General features: G+C 69.6%; 18 protein-coding genes, 1 pseudogene and 1 riboswitch. Of the genes and pseudogenes, 7 read left to right on the top strand and 12 right to left on the bottom strand.

Annotation, left to right across the window (positions count from 1 at the left end):
- Nucleotide 1 precedes the first annotated feature (1 nt).
- Complete coding sequence (locus QM714_RS03485) at nucleotides 2-286, bottom strand: helix-turn-helix domain-containing protein (protein WP_415097608.1); 285 nt, start codon at nucleotides 284-286, stop codon at nucleotides 2-4.
- 156 nt (nucleotides 287-442) lie between these two features.
- Between QM714_RS03485 and QM714_RS03480 the strand changes: the two genes are divergently transcribed.
- Nucleotides 443-787 carry a DUF6907 domain-containing protein gene (locus tag QM714_RS03480; RefSeq protein WP_415097606.1) on the top strand — a complete coding sequence of 115 codons (345 nt, stop codon included), beginning with the start codon at nucleotides 443-445 and terminating at the stop codon, nucleotides 785-787.
- A gap of 8 nt (nucleotides 788-795) precedes the next feature.
- Here the strand turns inward: QM714_RS03480 and QM714_RS03475 are convergent, their stop codons facing one another.
- Entirely contained in the window at nucleotides 796-1851 is a 1056-nt protein-coding gene (locus QM714_RS03475; RefSeq protein WP_415097604.1) for a histone deacetylase family protein, read from the bottom strand.
- Between the two features lie 56 nt (nucleotides 1852-1907).
- Between QM714_RS03475 and QM714_RS03470 the strand changes: the two genes are divergently transcribed.
- The 3 genes from QM714_RS03470 to QM714_RS03460 all read left to right on the top strand — a co-directional run bounded on the left by QM714_RS03470 (nucleotide 1908) and on the right by QM714_RS03460 (nucleotide 5998).
- Complete coding sequence (locus QM714_RS03470) at nucleotides 1908-2987, top strand: P1 family peptidase (RefSeq protein WP_415097602.1); 1080 nt, start codon at nucleotides 1908-1910, stop codon at nucleotides 2985-2987.
- Nucleotides 2972-4891, top strand: a complete 1920-nt coding sequence (locus QM714_RS03465; RefSeq protein ID WP_415097600.1) for a CocE/NonD family hydrolase — start codon at nucleotides 2972-2974, stop codon at nucleotides 4889-4891. Before QM714_RS03470 ends, QM714_RS03465 begins: the two co-directional genes overlap by 16 nt.
- 174 nt (nucleotides 4892-5065) lie before the next feature.
- Nucleotides 5066-5998 carry an aldose 1-epimerase family protein gene (locus tag QM714_RS03460; protein WP_415097598.1) on the top strand — a complete coding sequence of 311 codons (933 nt, stop codon included), beginning with the start codon at nucleotides 5066-5068 and terminating at the stop codon, nucleotides 5996-5998.
- 12 nt (nucleotides 5999-6010) lie between these two features.
- Here the strand turns inward: QM714_RS03460 and QM714_RS03455 are convergent, their stop codons facing one another.
- From QM714_RS03455 to ribD, 8 genes and pseudogenes are all read right to left on the bottom strand, one after another.
- Entirely contained in the window at nucleotides 6011-6373 is a 363-nt protein-coding gene (locus tag QM714_RS03455) for a PH domain-containing protein (RefSeq protein WP_415097596.1), read from the bottom strand.
- Nucleotides 6374-6460: 87 nt separating this feature from the next.
- Nucleotides 6461-7333 carry an ATP phosphoribosyltransferase gene (gene hisG, locus QM714_RS03450; RefSeq protein WP_415097594.1) on the bottom strand — a complete coding sequence of 291 codons (873 nt, stop codon included), beginning with the start codon at nucleotides 7331-7333 and terminating at the stop codon, nucleotides 6461-6463.
- A gap of 7 nt (nucleotides 7334-7340) precedes the next feature.
- Nucleotides 7341-7604, bottom strand: coding sequence for a phosphoribosyl-ATP diphosphatase (locus QM714_RS03445; protein WP_415097592.1), 264 nt, complete (start codon nucleotides 7602-7604; stop codon nucleotides 7341-7343).
- Between the two features lie 11 nt (nucleotides 7605-7615).
- Nucleotides 7616-8126, bottom strand: a pseudogene (gene ribH / locus QM714_RS03440) (6,7-dimethyl-8-ribityllumazine synthase).
- Nucleotides 8123-9385, bottom strand: coding sequence for a bifunctional 3,4-dihydroxy-2-butanone-4-phosphate synthase/GTP cyclohydrolase II (locus QM714_RS03435; RefSeq protein WP_415097590.1), 1263 nt, complete (start codon nucleotides 9383-9385; stop codon nucleotides 8123-8125). Before QM714_RS03435 ends, ribH begins: the two are co-directional and overlap by 4 nt.
- The gene (gene pnuC, locus QM714_RS03430) at nucleotides 9382-10065 is read right to left on the bottom strand and encodes a nicotinamide riboside transporter PnuC (RefSeq protein ID WP_415097588.1); all 684 of its coding nucleotides are present in this window, start codon (nucleotides 10063-10065) and stop codon (nucleotides 9382-9384) included. Before pnuC ends, QM714_RS03435 begins: the two co-directional genes overlap by 4 nt.
- Nucleotides 10062-10697 (bottom strand): riboflavin synthase, encoded by a 636-nt coding sequence (locus tag QM714_RS03425; RefSeq protein ID WP_415097586.1) that lies wholly within the window; start codon nucleotides 10695-10697, stop codon nucleotides 10062-10064. The genes pnuC and QM714_RS03425 overlap by 4 nt, the downstream gene beginning before the upstream one ends.
- 2 nt (nucleotides 10698-10699) lie before the next feature.
- Nucleotides 10700-11767: a bifunctional diaminohydroxyphosphoribosylaminopyrimidine deaminase/5-amino-6-(5-phosphoribosylamino)uracil reductase RibD gene (ribD, locus tag QM714_RS03420; RefSeq protein WP_415097584.1), complete on the bottom strand. Its 1068-nt coding sequence runs from the start codon at nucleotides 11765-11767 to the stop codon at nucleotides 10700-10702.
- An 80-nt stretch (nucleotides 11768-11847) separates the two neighbouring features.
- Nucleotides 11848-11978: riboswitch (FMN riboswitch) on the bottom strand.
- Between the two features lie 106 nt (nucleotides 11979-12084).
- Between ribD and QM714_RS03415 the strand changes: the two genes are divergently transcribed.
- Nucleotides 12085-12552 (top strand): MarR family winged helix-turn-helix transcriptional regulator, encoded by a 468-nt coding sequence (locus QM714_RS03415; protein WP_415097582.1) that lies wholly within the window; start codon nucleotides 12085-12087, stop codon nucleotides 12550-12552.
- Nucleotides 12549-13757, top strand: a complete 1209-nt coding sequence (locus QM714_RS03410; RefSeq protein ID WP_415097580.1) for an MFS transporter — start codon at nucleotides 12549-12551, stop codon at nucleotides 13755-13757. Before QM714_RS03415 ends, QM714_RS03410 begins: the two co-directional genes overlap by 4 nt.
- Before the next feature lie 4 nt (nucleotides 13758-13761).
- On the opposite strand, the gene rpe is transcribed toward QM714_RS03410, so the two are convergent.
- Nucleotides 13762-14430: a ribulose-phosphate 3-epimerase gene (gene rpe / locus QM714_RS03405; protein ID WP_415097578.1), complete on the bottom strand. Its 669-nt coding sequence runs from the start codon at nucleotides 14428-14430 to the stop codon at nucleotides 13762-13764.
- Between the two features lie 157 nt (nucleotides 14431-14587).
- Here rpe and QM714_RS03400 point away from each other — a divergent pair, with 157 nt between their 5' ends.
- Nucleotides 14588-17833 (top strand): S53 family peptidase, encoded by a 3246-nt coding sequence (locus QM714_RS03400; RefSeq protein ID WP_415097576.1) that lies wholly within the window; start codon nucleotides 14588-14590, stop codon nucleotides 17831-17833.
- On the opposite strand, the gene ligD is transcribed toward QM714_RS03400, so the two are convergent.
- Nucleotides 17823-18788 carry a non-homologous end-joining DNA ligase gene (gene ligD, locus QM714_RS03395; RefSeq protein ID WP_415097574.1) on the bottom strand — a complete coding sequence of 322 codons (966 nt, stop codon included), beginning with the start codon at nucleotides 18786-18788 and terminating at the stop codon, nucleotides 17823-17825. The genes QM714_RS03400 and ligD overlap by 11 nt on opposite strands.
- Nucleotides 18789-18794 lie beyond the last annotated feature (6 nt).

The following is an 18794-nucleotide window of genomic DNA, read 5'->3' as shown; positions in this document are numbered from 1 at the left end:
GTCAGCGGCCCGCCGTGAGATCGGGCGCCTTGGGCGGCAGCAGCTCGGTCACCGAAATATCGAGAACCTGGCACAACGCCGTCAACGTCGTCAGCCGCGGATTCATCGGGGTGCCCGGCTTCGACTCACCCTTCTCGAACTTCTGGTAGGTGTAGCCGGAGATCCCCGCCGCGTGCGCGACTCGCTCCTGGCTCCACCCTTTGGCCTGGCGGGCTCGCAGGAGATTGTGGCCGAGCTCCCGGGCATACTCCTCCCAGGTGCGCGCCGTGCGCCGTCTCGCTGCCACAGGTCAAGCGTGGCCGCGTAGGCAACTCCACATGGTCATATAGGTATGGGATTCTGGTGGACCGGGCGTCTGTCTGTGGAGAACCCACCTGCGCGGAGCATGGTTGTCGGTGGGCATCCCTAGCGTGACGCCATGGACTGCATCGCGAGGTGATTCATGGACTCCCGTCACTCAGGTCAGCACGACCCTCAGTCTGCCTGGCCGCCCGAGCACTGTCCGCCGTGGTGTGCTCGACCGCACTCCCGCGATGATCACCCCGAGGATCGGCTGCACCGGTCGGAAGCAGTCATCTTCCCGGTCGTCACCACCGGCGACTTCCTGTCGATCGACCGGCACACCGGCGAGGCTCAGGTGTTCATCACCCAGGGTGTGCGAGGCGATGTCTGGGTCTCCGTCCTCGACAGCGACACACCGGCGGTGCAGCTCAACCTCACCCTCGACTCCGCCATCGGCCTCGAGACGGCGCTTCGCCAGTCCCTGGCGCTCGCGGCGACGGCTTGAACTGAGCGCTAGTCGCTGAGTCCGCCCAAGAATGCCTCGACGAGGGTGCCCAGGGTGGGCAGGTGGTAGCCACCTTCTTGGACGGCGACGACCGGCAGCCCGGCGGCGCCGATGAGTGCTCCAGCACCGCGATAGCCGTCGTGGCTGATCCGCAGCGGACTCTCTGGGTCGTCGACCGCAGCATCGACGCCGAGGGAGACGACGATCGCCGTGCAACCACCGGACCCGGTCCAATCGACGAGCTCGGCGACCGCCGTCAGCCAGTGATCGTCCTCGGTGCCTTCCGGGAGCGGCAAATTGTGGTTGGCGCCCGCCCCGGTGCCTACGCCGGTCTCGTCGGCATAGCCGAGCACGTGTGGGAACCAGCCGGCTCCGGGGTCGACATGGAGCGAGCCGTAGTAGACGTCGGCCCGGTCCCAGAAGATTGCCTGGGTGCCGTTGCCGTGGTGGGCGTCGACATCGATCACGGCCACTCGCTGGTGACCCACCGATCTGAGGACCTCAGCCGCGACTGCCGCGTTGTTGAGGTAGCACGAGCCGCCGTAGCCGGCCCGCGTCACGTGGTGTCCCGGTGGGCGACACAAGGCATAGGCTGCTTGCTCGCCGCCCGCGACCAGATCGACGGCGGTCAGTGCGCAGTCGACTGCCGCCCGCGCCGCCTCCCAGGTGCCTGGACCGACCAGGGTCATGGTGTCGTAGCAGTACTCCCCCGCCCGACCGTGCACCGCAGCCGCCCGATGGATCGGCATGCCCTGGGTGAGCGCGGGCGTCGGGAAGAAGTAGGGCACCACACGGTCCTGGCCAACCAGATCGCCATACGGCCCGGCCAGCCACTCGTCGTACACCCCGGCGAGATGCGTGAGGAAGTCCGGGTCGTGCACACGGTGCAGGATCGTGTCGTCGTGGCGCTCGGCCTCGACTAGCCGATGGTCAGCGAGTGAACTCAGAATGATGTCGACCCGAGCCGGCACCTCGGTGCCCTCGGTCGGCACCCCCACCCAGACCTCATGCTTCGGCTCGTGCCGACGGGTCTCCGGTGACCACACCACTGGGATCGACGTCACCGGCCAAGCATGCCAGCGCCCGGTGGCCCCGGACAGCGATGCGGCAGGATGTCCCCATGCCGCGCGCACGCGACCTGGGCATCGTCATCGGGGATCTGCCAACCGGATCGACGAACTCGCCCCTCGATGTGGCGGGCGTGGGGATCGGTCACGCCACCATCCACCGCGACGAAGCACCGCCGCCCGAGGGGCGGGGCATCGCCCGCACCGGGGTGACCTGCCTGGTGCTGGCCGAGGATGTCTTCCGCCGGCCGGTGCCGGCTGGCGGCGCCGTGCTCAATGGCGCCGGCGAGTGCACGGGCTTCCTCACCGCCGCGGAGTGGGGTGCGGCGGAGACGCCGGTCTACCTCACCTCGACGCTGCAACTCGGTCGGGTCTACGACTCTGCCTGCCGGATCGCGATGGAGGTCGAGCCGGAGGTCGCCACCGAGGTAGTGATCCCGGTCGTGGGCGAGTGCGACGACTCCTTCCTCAACGACAACCGAAGGATGCAGGTCGAGCACGAAGATGTCGTGGCCGCCTGGCAGGCGGCGATGGCCTCTCGGGGCAGCGCCACTCCCCCGGCCGAAGGCGCGGTCGGCTCCGGCACCGGGATGTCCTGCTTCGACTTCAAGGGTGGCATCGGCACCGCGTCCCGGGTGACGCCGGCCGGTCACACCGTCGGCGTGCTGTTGATGACCAACTTCGGCGTTCGTGAGGAATGCGTGGTTGGCGGCGTCCCGGTCGGCCGGATCCTCGGGCCGGTCGATTCTGGACCTCATGCTCCACCGGGGTCGTGTATCGGCCTCGTCGTCACCGACGCCCCGGTCGACGGAGCAACCTGTGCGCGGCTGGCACGACGAGTCGGTCTCGGTCTGGCGAGGGCCGGCTCGGTCGCGCATCACGGCAGCGGCGAGATCTTCATGGCCTTCGGCACCGGCATGCGGCTGGATCGTGACGGGCGACCTGACGGCACGACCCTGGTCGCCGGTCGCAACCTCGATCCCCTCTTCGCTGCTGTGGTCGAAGCTTCCGAGGAGGCCGTCTTGAACTCGATGTTCACCGCCCCGACCACAGTCGGACGCGAGGGCAACACCAGCTGGTCCATCGACGTCCCCGAGGTGAGAGAGGTGCTGCAGAGATGGTCTCGACAGTGACGACCCGCGAGGTGCGGATTCGGATGGCCGACGGCGTCGAGCTGGCGGCCACGCTCTACCTCCCTGACGAGGCGGCCGGGCCACAGCCGTGCCTGCTCGAGGCACTGCCCTATCGCAAGGACGACCTCACGTCGTCGTACGCGCCGTCGTATGTGTCCTTGTGTGAGAACCATCAGTACGCCGTCTGCCGGCTCGACCTGCGCGGCACCGGCTCGTCGGGGGGCAACGCCACCGACGAGTATCCGGAAGCCGAGCAGCACGACCTTGCCGAAGTGATCGCGTGGCTCGCGGCACAGGAGTGGTGCGACGGGAACGTCGGCATGTGGGGGACGTCCTACTCCGGTTTCAATTCGCTCCAGATGGCCTGCGAACAGCCGCCTGCGCTGAAGGCGATCTGTGCCATCTTCGCGACCGACGACCGCTGGACCGACGACGTCCATTGGCGCGGCGCCGCGCTGCGACTGGTCGACCTCGTCGACTACTGCACCTACATGACACCGATGTGCGTGCTGCCCCCGGTGCCGGCGCTGTGGGGCGACGGCTGGGAGGAGGAGTGGCACCGGCGACTGCGCACCAACGAGCCCTGGGTGCTGACCTGGCTGCGGGAGAACCGCCATGGCGCTTATTGGAACCACGGCTCGGTGCGGCTGGACGGCACGACACGGGGCTACGAACGGATTGCCTGCCCCACCATGATCGTCGCGGGCTGGGCCGACGGCTACCGCAACAACTCCTTCCGCACCATCGCCGAGCTAGCCGAGCACGACGTGCCGCACCGGCTCCTTGCCGGACCGTGGGCGCACGACGACGCGACCACCGCGATGCCAGGGCCGCGGATCGACCTGGAGACCGAGCTGGTCGCCTGGTTCGACCGCTGGCTGCGCAACCGGGGTGAGCACACCGACGGCTGCGACGTGTTCGTCCGCTCCTCGACGCGACCCGAGCCCGATCTGGACATGCACGAGGGCTGGTGGCTCCGGCTCCCCTCGGTCCCGCCCGTGACGCCGACCGGCGTACCGCTTCCCGGCCCCCGTGAGTTGGTGGTCCGGCCCGATGTCGGCACCACCGCATGGATCGACTGCGCGGGCCACCTGCCCTGGGGGCTGTCGGGCGACCAACGGATCGACGACGCTCGGTCCCTGACCTGGGACTCGGCTCCGCCCACCGAGCCGGTCGTTGGCTATCCGCGCGCGAAGTTGCGGCTGGCCTCCTCCGAGCCGCTGGCATCCCTCTCGGTCAAGCTCTGCGACGCCTTCCCCGACGGCACCTCGGCGTTGGTCTCGCGGGGGACGGTCGACCTGGCCTACCGCGGCAGCGTCCATGGCGGGGCCCAGCCGCTGGAACCCGGCGTGCCGATCGATGTCGAGGTCGACCTCGACGCCTGCGCCTATGCCTGGACTCCTGGGAATCAGCTGCGGATCTCGATCGCCGGAGCGGACTGGCCCAACACCATTGCTCCCCCGGCGCCACTCACGCTGACGGTGCTCGACGGGACCCTCGAGTTGCCAGTCCTGACCGGCGACCACCCCGCACCGGTCTTCGTGCCTGGTGCCGAGCATTCCACCGAGTCCGCCGAGGGCATCGGCTGGGAGATCCACCACGATGTGCTGACTCGCCGGGTCTGCGCCGTCACCCGGTCCGACTCGTCCTACGAGACGCCGTACGACGGCCACGCGCGCGAGCTCTACGAGGGTCAGGTCAGCGTGGACACCCGCACCTTCGACCAGCACGCGCACGCCGACACCCTCTACGAGCTCGGCTGGCCCGGGATCGAGATCACCATGCACACGGTGATGGATGTCGAGGTGCGCGCCGAGGGCTACGACGTCACCATCGAGACCGTCGCCACCCGTGACGGCGCCGAAGTGAGTCGGCGGAGCTGGCACGAGCAGATCCCCCGCTGACTCCGCCGGGCCCTACCCAGCGCTACTCAGCGTTCCTGTGCCCCGCGCTCGGCCATCAACTCGTCCAGTTCGTTGAAGTGGATGATGTCTCCGGCCGCTACCTCCTTTGAGGCCAGGCCCTGTCACCAGAAGTGGCGTCTCACGCAGGACACCTGCCTGTGAAAGGCTGAGCGCATGGTGGCGCCCACAGGTGAGCAGTACGACATCGCAGCGGCTGGCTATCGGGCGGTGGTGACGGAGGCGGGGGCGACGCTCCGCGTCCTGGAACACGACGGTCATCGGTTGCTCGACGGCTTCGAGGTCACCGAGCGGCCGAGCGGAGGTCGGGGCCAGCTGCTCGCGCCGTGGGTCAACCGGATCCGCGACGGACGCTACGTCTTCGAGGGCGAGACGTTCCAGTTGGCGCTCTCCGAGCCGGGCCGGCACAACGCCTCGCACGGGCTGGTCCGCAACGCTGCCTGGACCGTCGAGGAGCACACCGAGCAGTCGGTGACACTGCTGTGCAAGGTGATGGCGCAGACCGGCTATCCGTGGTCACTCGACCTGCGGGTGAGCTACGACCTCTCCGCCGACGGCCTGACGGTGACGCACTGGGTCGCCAACCTGGCCGACGAGCCAGCACCGTACGCCGTGGGGGCGCATCCCTACCTCACCATCGACAACACTCAGATCGATGAGCTGGAGTTGGTGTTGCCGGCCGCGACGAGGTTGCTGGCCGACCCCGACCGCAAGCTTCCGACCGGCACCGAGTCGGTCGACGGCACGGACTATGACTTCAGGCTCACCCGTCCGGTGGGCGTGACGGTCTTCGACCACGCCTTCACCGACCTGGTCCGAGACAGCCACGGTCAGGCGACCACCGAGCTGCGCGACCCGAGGTCGGGCCGCGGTGTCGCCCTGTGGGTCGACGAAGCACACCGCTGGCTGCAGGTCTACAGCGGCGAGGAGACCCCCGCGACGGCGCGCCGCTCGCTGGCCGTGGAGCCGATGACCGCACCACCCGATGCGTTCAACAGCCACACCGACCTGGTCGTCCTCGCTCCGGCCGGCGCCCCGGGCGACGAGCACGTGTGCTCCTGGGGCATCCGCGCCCTGGAGACCAACTAGACCCGCGGAAGATCACTCCGACGGCTGGTGGGCCTCGATCAGCGCGCGCAGGTCGCGCACAGCGCGCCGAGCACGGGCGCCGTCCGAGCCCTGAATCCCCATCGCCGAGACGGTAGTGCCGTCGTTCAGGTCGAGGGTGGCCCACGGGGCGCCGGCCGGGAGGTGCACGCTGACCACCTGGGCCCAGTCGAAGACGCGGGTGCGATAGCCGTTGACGACCGTCAGACCCTCCTCGGTCACCTGCACCCGGCACCGCATCAGCGCATAGAACGCCGACCACACGCAGATCCCGAGTGCGACCATGGTGAGCCGCTGGGACCAGGAGAAGGCGTCCTTCACCTCGTCGTCGAAGGTCAGCCAGGCGGCGGCGCACACGGCTAGCAGCGCCAGCCCGAAGATCCAGCCGGCGAGCCTGGCACCGAGGGGCCGCCAGGTGATCGGGAAGCTCGGGCAGGTCGGGCATCACAGCCGACAAGCGTGGATGTCGGTGACCAGGATCCCCCGCGCCCCGATCTCGAACAGCTCGTCCATCAACCGCTGAGCACCCGCCCGCGGGACCATGGCGCGCACGGCAACCCAGCCCTCCCGGTGAAGCGGCGAGACCGTCGGACTCTCGATGCCCGGGGTGAGGGCCACCGCCTCGGCGACGCGCGCCGCGGGGATGTCGTAGTCCATCATCACGTAGGTCCGGGCCACCAGGACGCCCTCGACACGGCGTTGGAACACCGCGAAGCCGGGCGGCTCCTCGGCCCCGTGGCGGCTGATGACGATCGCTTCGGACTCCAGCAGGGTCTCGCCGAAGGTCTCCAGCCCCGCAGCCCGCAGCGTGGTCCCGGTCTCCACCACGTCCGCGATCACGTCGGCCACACCGAGCTGGATCGACGTCTCCACCGCGCCGTCGAGTCGGGTCACGGTCGCCTCGATCCCGCGCTCGGCCAAGAAGGCCTCCACCAGGCCGGCGTACGACGTCGCGACGCGCTTGCCGGCGACCTGGGCGAGGTCGGCGTACTCCCCCGCCGGCCCGGCGAACCGGAAGCGCGACCGGCCGAAGCCGAGTGGGAGCACCTCGCGCGCGTGGGCACCGGAGTCCAGCAGCAGATCACGGCCGGTAATGCCGACGTCGAGAGTCCCCTCGCCGACGTAGACCGCGATGTCGCGCGGCCGTAGGTAGAAGAACTCGACGCCGTTCTCGGCGTCGGTCAGGGTCAGCTCCTTGGTGTCGTGCCGCTGGCGGTAGCCGGACTCGCGCAGGATGTCCGCCGCGGACTGGGCCAGGGCCCCCTTGTTGGGAACGGCGACCCGCAAGAGGCGGCCGTTGGTCAGGGATTCGCTCATGATCTCTCTAGAGGTGGGTGTAGACGTCGTCCAGGCCCACGCCACTGGCCAGCATCAGCACCTGGGCGTGGTAGAGCAGCTGGCTGATCTCCTCGGCGGCCCGATCGGGCCCCTCGTGCTCGGCGGCCATCCAGGACTCGGCGGCCTCTTCGACCAGCTTCTTGCCGATCGCATGGACCCCGGCGTCCAGCTCCCGCACAGTGCCGGAGTCCGCCGGTCGGGTGCGGGCCTTCTCGGTCAACTCGGCCCACAGCTCCTCGAACGTCTTCACGGGCCCCCACTCTAAGGGTTCGCCGTCGCCGCGCCGGCAGCCGTCCCGTCGCCTATCTGCTGGAGCGTCCGGGCGGTGGCCAGAGCCGCCGCCATCGCCTCGTAGCCCTTGTCCTCCTGGGAGTGCTCGAGGCCGGCCCGGTCGAGAGCCTGCTCCTCGTCGTCACAGGTGAGCACGCCGAAGCCGACGGCGGTGCTGGTGTCGAGCGCGACCCGGGTCAGGCCGTCGGTGGCGGCCGAGCAGACGTATTCGAAGTGCGGAGTGCCGCCCCGGATCACGACGCCCAGGGCGACCACCGCGTGATAGCCCTGGGCAGCCAGCGCACCGGCGACGACCGGGAAGCTCGAAGGTTCCTGGCACTCGCACCACGGTTGGTGAGTCGACCTGGTAGTCGCGGGCCGCTCGCAAGGCGCCGTCGACGAGACCGGCCATGACCTCCTGATGCCAGCTGGCGGCGACGACGGCGACTCGCAGGTCGTGGCAGTCGACGGGACGCTGCTCCGGGGCTCCGGCTCCGCTCATGGCTGCTGTCCTCTCGTCGTCGGGAGGTCGGGCAGCTGATGACCCATCCGGTCCCGCTTGGTCTGCAGATAGCTCAAGTTGTGGTCGTTCGGTCGCGGCGTCAGGGGCACCCGTTCGGCGACGGTGATCCCGAAGTCGGCCAGGCTGGTGGTCTTGTCCGGGTTGTTCGTGAGCAGCCGCACCGAGCTCACGCCCAGGTCGCGCAGGATCTGGGTGGCGGTGCCGTAGTGGCGCGCATCTGCCGGCAGGCCGAGATCGAGGTTCGCGTCGACGGTGTCGCGCCCGGCGTCCTGCAGTGCGTAGGCCTGCAGCTTGGCGACCAGCCCGATCCCGCGGCCCTCGTGGCCCCGGAGATAGACGACGACGCCACGACCCTCCTCCACGACGCTGGCCAGCGCCTCCCCCAGCTGCGGGCCGCAGTCGCAGCGGAAGCTCTCGAAGACATCGCCCGTCAGGCACTCCGAGTGCACTCGGGTCAGCACCGGCTCGGTGCCGGACAGATCGCCGTAGACCAGCGCGATGTGCTCGCTCTGGTCGACCGTCACGCGATAGCCGTACGCCGTGAAGTCGCCGAACCGGGTCGGCAGCCGGGTCTCCGCGACCCGGGTCGCGTGCAGCTCGGTGCGCCTGCGGTAGCGGACCAGATCCTCGATCGAGATCATCGCCAAGCCATGCTCGTCGGCGAAGTCGCGCAGCTGTTGGCCGCGCTTCATGGTGCCGTCGTCGTTGACGACCTCGACCAGGACGCCGGCCGGAGTGAGGCCCGCCAGTCGAGCCAGGTCGACCGCCGCCTCGGTGTGACCGCGTCGGACCAGCACGCCGCCGTCGCGGTAGCGCAGCGGGAAGACGTGACCGGGCCGGGTGATCTCCCACGGCTCGGTCGCCGAGTCAGCCAGCACTCGCACGGTGTGCGCGCGGTCGGCCGCGGAGATGCCGGTCGTGACGCCGTCGCGGGCATCGACCGAGATGGTGTAGGCCGTCCGCATCCGGTCCTCGTTGTGCGGGGTCATCAGCGGGATGTCCAGCCGGTCGAGCAGAGCCGGCGTCATCGGCGCGCAGATGACACCACTGGAGTAGCGGATGGTGAAGGCCATCAGCTCCGGGGTCGCCTTCGCGGCGGCGAAGATGATGTCGCCCTCGTTCTCACGGTCCTCGTCGTCGACGACCACGACCGCCCGACCCTCCGCGATGTCCGCGATCGCGCGCTCCACGCTGTCCAGTCGCACGCTGCCGCTAGGTGCCACGTCGTGGTCGGTCATGCCATCGCCTCCTCGGCGTGGTCGGGGGCGGTCAGGCGTGCGCTGGCCCGCCACCAGGTCACGAATCCGACCACGACGAACGCGGCATAGACGAGGTACATCGTCGCCGTCGGGTAGTAGCCGGCTTGGATCAGGGTGGTCACTCCGACGATGTCCACGAGCACCCAGATCAGCCAGAACTCCACCCAACCGCGCGCCATGCCATAGGTGGCGAGCATCGAGCCGGCCAGGATCCAGGCCTCGGTGACCGGGCCCCAGGAGCCGATCGACTGCAGCACGAGGTACGCCGCCGCGTAGCCGACGATGCCGAGCAGCACCAGCATCAGCCGCTCTCGTGGCGTGGCCCAGCGTGGCGTGATGGCTCGCCCGTCCGCCGACCCTCCAGCGGCACGGAGCCTCGTCCAGCGCATCCAGCCGTAGACCGCCACCGCGATGAAGAACAACTGTCTTCCGGCCTGACCCCACAGCGGCTCGGTGGTCACGCCACTGAGCTCGCCGGACACGAAGACGGTGAAGAGCAGCAGGTTCCCGACCAGGCCGACCGGCCACGCCCACACGACACGACGCATCCCGAGCACCGCGCTGGCCAGGCCGAACAGGTTGCCCACGACCTCACGGACCGACAGCGTGCCGCCGCCGACGTGGAGCTGACCGTTGAGCAGCCATTCGATGAGAGTCATGCGGGCTCCTCCTCCGCCTGCGCCGGGACGCCGCCACCGAGCAGCCGCTCGACGTACTTGGCGAGGACGTCCACCTCGAGATTCACCCTGTCCCCCACTGCACGGCGGCCGAGGCTGGTCCTGGCCAGCGTCTCGGGGATCAGCGAGACGGTGAAGGCCTCGGGTGACACGTCGATGACAGTGAGGGACACCCCGTCGACCGCAATCGACCCCTTGGGCACCAGATAGCGGGACAGTTCGGGCGGGAGTTGGATCTCGACGACCTCCCAGTGCTCGCTGGGCGTGCGCGACGCCACCGTGCCAACGCCATCCACGTGGCCCTGCACGATGTGGCCGCCGAGCCTCTTGTCGACCGTCACCGCACGCTCCAGGTTGACCAGGTCGCCCTGGTGGAGCCCGCCGAGGCTGGTCTTGGCGAGCGTCTCGGCCATCAGGTCGGCCTCGAACGCCTCGGGCACATGGGTGTTGCGAGACAGGTGGGCGACCGTCAGGCAGCACCCGTTGACCGAGATGGAGTCGCCCAGCTGAGCGTCCTGCAGAACGGTCTCGTCGGAGATCGTCAACCGGACGGCGTCGCCGAGATCCTCGATCTTCTCGACCATGCCTTGCGCCTCCACGATTCCGGTGAACATGGTCAACGCTCCTTTCCAGATTCCGCGGGAGTGGGCTCCGAGCGGGATGGGTTGAGCACCAGCCGGGCGTTGGCCTCTGCACCGGCGCCGACGGTGACGACCTCGCACAACTCGAGCCGGAGCGCATCAGCGATCGTGCCGATGCACAGGTCGCCCACGGCAGGCTGCCCGGCTCCGAGCAGGGCAGGAGCGACATACGCGACGATCTCGTCGACGAGGCCGGCCTGGAGGAACGCGGCGGCCAGCGTCGGGCCCCCCTCGAGGAACACGTGCTGGTGGTCACGTGCCCACAGGTCCGCCAGGGCGACCCACGGATCACGCGTGCGCAACAGCACGGTCTCCGCCGCGTCGTCGAGGACCCGACGTCCGGGCGGCACGGCACGGAGCCCCATCACGGCACGCAGGGGCTGCCGCGGCAGCACGTCGTCGTGCTCGTCGCGCACCGTCAGCTGCGGGTCGTCCACCTCGACGGTCCCGGTGCCGACCAGGATCGCGTCGCACAATCCACGCAGTCGATGGGCATCCACCCGGGCGGCGCGCGAGCTCACCCATCGGCTGGTGCCGTCGGCCGCTGCGCTGCGCCCGTCGAGGGTGGCAGCAAACTTCCACGTCACGAACGGGCGGCGGTGCTGGACGGCGAAGCTCCAGACTCGGTTCAGGGCGGTCGCCTTTTCGGCCAGCAAGCCGCCCTCGACCTCGACCCCGCCGGCTCGCAGCCGGTCGGCACCACCGGCCGCCGCCGGGTTCGCGTCAGGTTGGGCGAACACGACCCGACGCACTCCCGCGGACAGCAGGGCCAGCGAGCAGGGACCCGTGCGTCCGGTGTGGTCACACGGCTCGAGCGTCACCACCGCGGTGGCACCGCGGGCGGCCGACCCGGCCGCGGCCAACGCAGCCGCCTCGGCGTGCGGAGTGCCCGCGCCGCGGTGTCGCCCTTCGGCGATGACCCGGCCGGCAGCGTCGATCAGCACACAGCCGACCCTCGGATTCGGTCCCAGTGGCACCTCCGGGTCGGCGGCCAGCTCGAGCGCGCGCAACATCGCTCGCCGCTCCGCGTCGCTGGCTGCCATGGATGCCTCCGGTCGGGCCTCGCGGGCCCCGGGGCTGTTGCGCGAGAGCCAGGCGCCGTGCACACGGCGCGCGGGCTGACCTGCGCTGCTCCTCCCATCCGGACTTTGACCGTCGGTCCAGGAGTTCCACCTGGTCAGCCGACCACTGGCAGTGGCCGGGTCGCGGACTTTCACCGCCGGTGCGGATTTCCACCGCCCCCAGAGCACGCGAGTTCGTGAACTCGTCCGGACCAGTGTGCCACACCGATCCGGGGTGGCCTCTGGGTGAGGAACCTCCGGACTTGTCATATTATATAGCCCTTCTATATAGTGTTCCTATGGACCCGGCTCTCGGCGCACAGCTGCTGAGTGCGATCGCCCGCCTCAACCGATGGGCCAACCGCACCGCCGGGGTCACCGAATCCGTCGCGGCAGCGCGGCTGCTGGCCGTGATCGAAGAGCTGGACGAGACCCGGATCGGCGACCTCGCCAAGGCCGACAACTGCAGCCAGCCCACCGTCACCACGCAGGTGGCCCGGCTGTACGACGCCGGTTGGGTCGCCAAGCAGGCCGATCCCGACGACGCGCGCGCGGTCCGGGTCTCCCTCACCGCCAGCGGACGGGCCTATCTCGCCGCCACGCGCGCTGCTCGGGCCGAGGCGGTCCGCCCGCGGCTCGAGCAGCTCGACCAGCGCCAGTTGGCGACCCTCACCGAGGCGGTCGGGATCCTCGAGCAACTCGCCACCCCGGGGTCGAGTGGCGACGCCAGCACCATCAACGACTACGCAGAAGGACGTCAGGCATGAGCATGTGGAAGCAACCGAGGTCGGTGTGGGCGGTGGCCTTCGCCTGTGTGATCGCCTTCATGGGCATCGGCCTGGTCGACCCCATCCTCAAGCCGATCGCCGACCAGCTCGATGCCTCGCCGTCGCAGGTCTCGCTGCTCTTCACCAGCTACATGGCCGTGATGGGTGTGGCGATGCTGCTCACCGGCTGGGTCTCCAGCCGGATCGGCAGCAAGTCGACGCTGCTGCTCGGACTGGCGATCATCATCGTCGGCTCGGCGCTCGCGGGTCTACAGGACAGCGTGGCCGGCATCGTCGGCTTCCGTGCCGTCTGGGGCCTCGGCAATGCGCTGTTCATCGCCACCGCCCTGGCCGCGATCGTCTCCTCCGCGCGCGGCTCGGTCGCGCAGGCGGTCATCCTCTACGAGGCGGCCCTCGGGGTGGGCATCGCGGCCGGCCCGCTCATCGGTGGCGAGCTGGGCACGATCTCCTGGCGCGCGCCTTTCCTCGGCGTCGCCGTCCTGATGGCGATCGCGCTGGTCGCGACCGCGCTGATGCTGCCTGCCAGCCCTCGCCCCGACCGGCCCACCTCGTTGAGCGCTCCGATCCGGGCGTTGCGACACCGGCCGCTGTTGCTGATGGCGCTGACCGCACTCCTCTACAACTTCGGCTTCTTCACGCTGTTGGCCTTCACTCCCTTCCCCCTCGACCTGAGCGCCCGCGCCATCGGGTTGATCTTCTTCGGCTGGGGCCTCCTGCTCGCGGTGAGCTCGATCTGGGTCGCTCCGCGACTGCAGGCCAAGATCGGCACCATCCCCTCCGTGCTGCTCGCGCTCACCGCGTTCGCGTTGATCCTGCTCAGCATGGCCGTCTTCACCGACAGCAAGCCGGTGCTGGCGGGCGGCGTGGTGCTGGCCGGCTTCTTCCTGGGCATCAACAACACCTTGGTGACCGAGTCGGTGATGAAGGCAGCCCCGGTGGAGCGCAGCACCGCCTCGGCGGCCTACAGCTTCGTCCGGTTCGGTGGCGGTGCCGTGGCTCCTTGGCTGGCCGGCTTCCTCGGCGAGCGAGTCGGCGTCCACGTGCCCTTCTACGTCGGCGGCGTCGCCGTCCTGCTTGCCGTCGCGCTGCTCGCCTCCGGGCGCAGCCTGCTCAGCCACATCGATGCCCCGGAGACCGACCCCGAGGTCACCTTGGCCGAAGCCGTCACCGTCGGCGACAGCTAGGAGATCAGCCGAGGCGGGACGCGGCGGTGGCGAGATCGCGGAGGCGGCGGACCATCGCGTCCGGGTCGTCCGCGCTGTAGACCGCCGAACCGGCCACGAAGACATCGGCTCCCGCCTCGGCGCAGCGCTCGATCGTGTCCGGTGAGACGCCACCGTCGACCTGCAGCCAGATCTCACCGCCGTGCCGCTCGATCAGCTCACGGGCGCGCCGAATCTTGGACACCACCACGTCGAGGAACCGCTGCCCGCCGAAGCCGGGCTCGACCGACATCAGCAGGATCGTGTCGAACTCGGGCAGCAGGTCGGCGTACGGCTCGATCGAGGTCGCCGGCCGCAGCCCCAGACAGGCCCGCGCGCCCAGGGCGCGCAGCTCCCGGGCCAGCCGCACGGGCGCACGGGTGGCCTCCGCGTGGAACGTCACAGATCCGCAACCGGCCTCGACGTAGGCCGGCGCCTCCCGGTCGGGGTCGTCGATCATCAGGTGCGCGTCGAGCGGCAGGTCGGTCGACTGGGCGATCGCCTCGACCATGGCCGGCCCGAAGGTCAGGTTGGGCACGAAGTGGTTGTCCATCACGTCTAGGTGCACCCAGTCCGCGCTGGCGATCCTGGCCACCTCCGCCCCCAGCGCGGCGAAGTCGGCGTTCAGGATGCTCGGGGTGATCTGGACGGCCACGGCCGTCGAGTCTAGTGCTCTGCGTGTCGCGAGCTGCGGCGGCTCCGGGGGCGGGGTGGTGTACTGTCCTGATACCCCCGCGGGGGGCGCATCGAGAAGACGGGGTCCGATGTGCCTGCCGACCCGTGGTCGACCCCGGGGAAGTGAGCCTTCGCTCATGCACTATCGATCGTCGAGTCACCGACCGGCCCTGCTCGGGGTGGTCGCCCTCGCCCTCGCTGCGACCGGCGCGCTCTCGCCCGCACAGGCCGCGACGTCGTCGGCTGACCGCACCACTCAGGCCCAGGCCGCCAAGGCCGGACACCAGGCGACGCTTGATCGGGTGACCCTGCTCTCGGGCGACACCGTCGTCGTGCGCACCGACACTGCGGGACGCACGCAAGCCTCGCTGACGCCAACCTCGCCCCATGCCGGCAAGCCGGTGCGCACGTTCTCGTTCGGGGGCGACAACTACGTCATCCCACAGCTCCCGATCGCGGAGATGGCGAGACTCGAACCGTCCGCCTTCAATGTGAGCGCCCTGCTACGCGCCAAGCAGGCCGGCAAGGCACCCCTGCTGGTGACCTTCGCGCCGGGCGCCGAGGTCCACGACCTGCCCGGCCTGCGGGTGGACCGCGCCAGTGCGGCCAAGCGCGTCGACGGCAGCCGCACCGCGCCCGCCACGGTCAGCGACCCACGTGCCCTCGCGCATCTCGCCGACGACTTGGCCGACGTCACCAAGATCACCGGACGCACCGCCAGCACATCACTGGCCGCCGGCGACTTCGAGATGTTCACGGTCACGATGAACGCCGTTCGTCGACCGGGCAAGCCGATCGAGTTCGGCATGGTGTCCTACATGAACGTCGACGACGGTCGGCTGGCCGTCGGCGACGCGTTCCTCGACGGCGGCGTCTGGAAGGTCTCCCTCCCGGCTGGGCACTACTGGATGCTGGTGCAGGACTCGATCACCGGTCGGGTCGTGGTGCGGGAGGTCGAGATCAGCTCCGACCAGACCGTCACCTTCGACATGAGCACGGCGACGGTGCGGCAGAAGTTCACCCTCGCGGGGCACAAGGTCGTCGAGCAGGGCGACACGCTGACCCGAGTCGACGCCCGCGGCGAGTTCACCTTCGTCGCCGGCTTCGGTGGCGTCGCACCACGCATCAATTCGGTGCCCGCACCGCCCAAGAGTCTGGGCACCTTCACGACATCGGCCGAAGCCACCCTGACCGACCGGCAGCAGAGCCCGAGGGCCGAAGCCTTCAAGCACCTCGCTATCGCTCGCAAGATCGTCAAGGGTGTCCCGGAGTCACTGACGTTCAACCTCAAGCCCGCGGACTTCGCGAAGATCCCGTGGCGGTCCTACGGCACCGGCAAGCCGGTGACCGATGTCGCGTTCGCCTTCGGTCTGGTCCCGAGCGACTTCTTCGTCTTCATCAGCGGCTACCCCATCGCCCGGCCGGGCACGATGTCCCTGTGGGCGCTGGCGGACAAGCGATTCACCTGGCTGACCGAGGAGGACTCCGGCAAGAACTACGAGGAGACTCTTGCCGCCCTCGCGCCGTACGGCCGCGGCCAACACAAGCCCTTGCGCTTCTACCGCGGCCCGCTCGGTCCCGGCCTCGACGTGGGCGGTGAGCGCAACGACAAGAGCTGGAGCTGCGCACTGTGCGTCTCGCACGGTCTCCTACACGGCGCCCAGCCCATGATCGCGAGCAGCGGCACCGACCTGGCCGGATACACCTTCAGCGACAACGGACGGTGGAAGCTCACCGCTGGCCGTCGCAAGCTGGCCACGGGGTTCGTCGCGGTGGCGCCCTACCTGAAGGCACCCCGCGCCGGCGCCGCCCTGCAGTTGCGGGCCACTCATCGCGCGCCGAGTTGGTCGCTGTCGTCCAAGGTGAGCGACACCTGGACCTTCACGATGCCCGGGCACAGCACCACGGTGCCGATCCTGCGTGCCCGCTATCAGTTGCCGATCGACCTGTCGTCGAGGATCGGTCGGGGCAGGGTGACCTTCCCGGTCACCTTCGACAACCTCGGCCCGGTCGATGCGCGGGTCACGGCAGCCCGGGTCCGCTATGCGGCCGGCAAGGGCCACTGGCGCTCGGCCAGGCTGACCCGGATCGACAAGAACACCTTCCGAGTGTCGTTCGCCAACCCCGCCTCGGGCCCCGTCAGTCTGGAGCTGTGGGCGAAGGACTCCGCGGGTCGGACGGTGCTGGAGCAGGCCGAGCACGCCTATGCCGTCTCGGGTCGGGCCAAGACCGTCCTGCCCACGTCTGACACGACCGCGTCCGACAAGAGTGCGTCCCAGAAGACCTCGACCACGCCGCGGTCGCGGGCGCCGTTCGACCCGAAGCGGGTCTGTCGCACGGCTGGCAAGAAGGTCTACAGCTGCTTCACGCACCTGGAGGGTCGCCGCACCGGCCCGACGGCCAAGCGGCCCGATCCGAAGGGCTGGGGTGCTCGCGACCTCCGCGACGCCTACGACATCCCCCACACGGGGAGCACCGACACGGTCGGGATCGTGGTGGCCTTCGACTACCCCAAGGCCGAGCAGGACATGAACAAGTACCGCAAGCAGTTCGGTCTGCCGCTGTGCACCTCGGCCTCGGGCTGCTTCACCAAGATCAACCAGAAGGGTGGCCAGGACCACTATCCGCAGGCTGACTACGGCTGGGCCCTGGAAGCGGCGCTCGATCTGCAGATGGTCTCGGCGGCGTGCCCGACCTGCAAGATCGTCCTCGCCGAGGCGCGGGTGCCGAGCACACCGGCCCTGCGCAAGGCCACTCTGGCCGCCACGGCAGCGGGTGCCACGGTGGTGAACCACTCCTACGGGATCCAGGAGTACACCGGCATCGAGGACGAGGCGCCGATCTACGACCGACCGGGCGTGACCGACGTGGTCGCCTCCGGTGACTACGGGTTCACCGCTGCCGCCTTCCCGGCGTCGGTGCCCGGCGTCGTCTCGGTCGGCGGCACCACCTTGGCGCATGCCGACAACCCTCGTGGCTGGCTGGAGAAGGCATGGCCGTACGGCGGGTCCGGCTGCTCGGCGTACTTCGCCAAGCCTGCCTATCAGTCCGACCCGGCCTGCCATATGCGGACCTTCGCGGACATGTCGGCGGTGGCCGACGACCTGGCGGTCTACGACACCTTCCTGCCCAAGCGCTACCGCGGCTGGCTGCTGGTCGGAGGCACGAGCGCGTCCTCGCCACTGACCGCTGGCCTGATCGGCGCGGCCGGTGCCGGTGGGATGAAGCCGGCCCAGCTCTACAGCCGGGCCGGAACGTTCACCGACGTCACCGCCGGGAAGAACGGGTTCTGCACGGGCAGCTACATGTGTCAGGCCAAGCTGGGCTTCGACGCACCGACAGGGCTGGGCACGCCGCAGGGCCTCGACCCGTTTACTCCGTAGCTGGGTCCTCTGGGGTGGGCGCGCCCGCGGCCTCGTCGCGGGCCGCCCACTCCAACAGCTCGGTGATGTCGAAGACGTGGTCGTCGATGTCGTCGTGCAGGTCACCCAGCTCGGCGAACCTCGCTGGCACCGTCTCGATGGTGAAGTCGCGCGGGTCGACCGCGTCCACCTCGTCCCAGCGGAGCGGCGTGGACACCCGCGCATCGGGCAGGCCGCGGACGGAGTAGGCCGCCGCGATGGTGTGGTCGCGGGCGTTCTGGTTGTAGTCGACGAAGAGCTGATGGGGATCGCGATCCTTGCGCCACCACGTGGTGGTGACGTCCTCGGGCGAGCGCCGCTCGACCTCACGGGCGAAGGCGAGCGCTGCTCGGCGCACGTCTCGGAAGCCATGGTCGGGGCGGATCCGGACATAGACGTGCAGGCCCTTGCCGCCGCTCGTCTTCGGATAGCCGACCGCGCCCAGCTCGTCGAGGATCTCCTCGACCACACGGATGACCCGGCGGACCGTGTCGAAGTCGCACAGCGGCCCCGGGTCGAGATCGATGCGCCACTCGTCGGGCTGCTCGGTGTCGGGGCGCCGGCTGTTCCAGGGGTGGAACTCGACGGTGGACATCTGCACCGCCCAGATCACGCTCGCCAGCTCGGTGACGCACAGCTCGTCGGCGGTGCGGTTCCAACGCGGGAAGTGCAGTCGCACCGTCTCCACCCAAGGTGGCGCCCCGGCGGGGAGCCGCTTCTGGTGCACCTTGTCCCCCGCCAGGCCCTTCGGGAAGCGATGCAGCATGCACGGCCGCTCGAAGAGCGCGTTGACGATGCCCGGCCCAACGGCGAGGTAGTAGTCGACCAGGTCGAGCTTGGTGGCACCCAGCTCGGGGAAGTAGACGCGGTCGGGGTTGCTCACCCGGACGACCTTGTCGTCGACCTCGATCTCGGCCACCGGCGGCTTGCTGGGCATGGTCGA

Source organism: Nocardioides sp. (assembly GCF_047602075.1).
Taxonomy (GTDB): domain Bacteria; phylum Actinomycetota; class Actinomycetes; order Propionibacteriales; family Nocardioidaceae; genus Nocardioides.
Note: the sequence above shows the minus strand (reverse complement) of the source record. Positions and strands in the feature narration are given on the sequence as shown.

Bases quoted from the DNA above. Each gene is read 5' to 3' on its own strand.
- QM714_RS03480 (WP_415097606.1), top strand. From the start codon at position 443: ATGGACTCCCGTCACTCAGGTCAGCACGACCCTCAGTCTGCCTGGCCG.
- QM714_RS03470 (WP_415097602.1), top strand. From the start codon at position 1,908: ATGCCGCGCGCACGCGACCTGGGCATCGTCATCGGGGATCTGCCAACC.
- QM714_RS03465 (WP_415097600.1), top strand. From the start codon at position 2,972: ATGGTCTCGACAGTGACGACCCGCGAGGTGCGGATTCGGATGGCCGAC.
- QM714_RS03460 (WP_415097598.1), top strand. From the start codon at position 5,066: ATGGTGGCGCCCACAGGTGAGCAGTACGACATCGCAGCGGCTGGCTAT.
- hisG (WP_415097594.1), bottom strand. From the start codon at position 7,333: ATGAGCGAATCCCTGACCAACGGCCGCCTCTTGCGGGTCGCCGTTCCC.
- QM714_RS03435 (WP_415097590.1), bottom strand. From the start codon at position 9,385: ATGACCGACCACGACGTGGCACCTAGCGGCAGCGTGCGACTGGACAGC.
- pnuC (WP_415097588.1), bottom strand. From the start codon at position 10,065: ATGACTCTCATCGAATGGCTGCTCAACGGTCAGCTCCACGTCGGCGGC.
- QM714_RS03425 (WP_415097586.1), bottom strand. From the start codon at position 10,697: ATGTTCACCGGAATCGTGGAGGCGCAAGGCATGGTCGAGAAGATCGAG.
- ribD (WP_415097584.1), bottom strand. From the start codon at position 11,767: ATGGCAGCCAGCGACGCGGAGCGGCGAGCGATGTTGCGCGCGCTCGAG.
- QM714_RS03415 (WP_415097582.1), top strand. From the start codon at position 12,085: ATGGACCCGGCTCTCGGCGCACAGCTGCTGAGTGCGATCGCCCGCCTC.
- QM714_RS03410 (WP_415097580.1), top strand. From the start codon at position 12,549: ATGAGCATGTGGAAGCAACCGAGGTCGGTGTGGGCGGTGGCCTTCGCC.
- QM714_RS03400 (WP_415097576.1), top strand. From the start codon at position 14,588: ATGCACTATCGATCGTCGAGTCACCGACCGGCCCTGCTCGGGGTGGTC.
- ligD (WP_415097574.1), bottom strand. From the start codon at position 18,788: ATGCCCAGCAAGCCGCCGGTGGCCGAGATCGAGGTCGACGACAAGGTC.